This is a genomic window from Microcystis sp. LE19-41.2A (genome assembly GCF_027530405.1).
Lineage (GTDB): Bacteria > Cyanobacteriota > Cyanobacteriia > Cyanobacteriales > Microcystaceae > Microcystis > Microcystis aeruginosa.
The window spans coordinates 1-1,442 of record NZ_JAPZQJ010000124.1 but is presented as its reverse complement, the minus strand read 5'-3'; the positions used below and the strand labels follow the sequence as shown (position 1 = coordinate 1,442).

Annotated in this window: 1 pseudogene; it reads left to right on the top strand. The window is 45.3% G+C overall.

The window, feature by feature from the left end:
• Nucleotides 1-313 precede the first annotated feature (313 nt).
• Nucleotides 314-1,270: pseudogene (locus O9290_RS05415) on the top strand (IS110 family RNA-guided transposase).
• The last annotated feature ends 172 nt before the right edge of the window (nucleotides 1,271-1,442 follow it).

Here is a 1,442-nt window from a genome sequence, read left to right as displayed (position 1 = left end):
TAAGTAGGGAGGCACAATTATTTGTAGGATGGGTTAGCGGTAGCGTAACATAATCGGGCGTTGGGTTTCATGCTTCAACCCAACCTTGTATATTGAGAGAGGTGGTAGACCGTCCCAACCTTGGTCGGAAAAGACCGCTTCGTAGCAAGGGTCACCACCATAATCTCCCTGACAAAACTCGAACAGTCGCCGGGGTCGTGGCGAAAACAATCAATTGTTAAGCTAAGAGACCGTATCGGGCAAGGATGAGTAAAATCAAGGGGATGCTCTCAAAAATGACCATCAATTCTGCTTGCTTTAGTTAGGTTCAATCATGGAAAATATCTCTCAATGGGTAGGCATTGACATTAGTAAAGCGACCCTAGATGTGTACCTCCGTCCCCTCGGTAAAGCGATGAAAGTTGCTAACACAAAGGAGGACATATCTAAACTGGTCGAAACCCTAAAATCTTACACGCTCAACCTCATCGTTCTGGAAGCGACAGGAGGTTGAGAAACTGAACTGGTGATTCAATTACAAGAAGCGGATTTAGCTGTAGCCTTAATCAATCCCCGTCAAGGAAGAGACTTTGCTAAAGCCACTGGTAAATTAGCCAAAACCGATGCCATTGACGCTCAAATCTTAGCTCATTTTGGCGAAGCAATGCAACCGCAAATATTAGCGGTTGAGTCGGAAGAATCTCGTCAATTGGGCGACTTAATTAGTCGTCGCCGGCAACTTGTCGAGATGCGGACTGCCGAAAAAAACCGACGGGAACGCGCTCGCGGTAAAGCTTTGGTCGATATCGAAGCCCATCTTGAGTATCTCGATAACTGCCTCGAAAAACTCAATCAAGAAATTGAGGAATTGACCCAAGCTAACCAACAATGGCTCGAGAAAGTTAATTTACTCAAAACCGTGCCGGGGATTGGTCAAGTAATTTCTACTACTCTCGTCTCCGACTTACCAGAACTCGGTCAATTAACCGCCAAACAAATCTCTCGCTTAGTCGGTGTCGCACCGATTAATCCTGATAGTGGTCAACATAAAGGTAAGCGAATGATTCAGGGAGGTCGCGCTCAGATTCGGGCGACTCTTTACATGGGAGCGGTGGTAGCTATGCGTCATAATCCGGTGATTAAAACCTTTTACGAACGCCTAGTCGGACGAGGTAAATCAAAAAAACTGGCTCTGACTGCTTGTGTGCGGAAAATCTTAGTTATTCTTAATGCAATGGTTCGCCAAAATCAGCCTTGGCAGCTTGCTGACAATTTACCACCTTGTTCCTAGAGATTCACACTTTTTGTTATCTCTGATCAAGGGTTGCGCTTGCTTTGGTTTAACCTGAGCGACTTAGTTTTTGCTGCGCTTTTTTCTGGCTTGAGATTTTAGGTTCGACAGCAACTCCTTGATTGTTTTTTGAGTTACCCCTTGACAATCAAGACAGTCGCTACGTTCATCT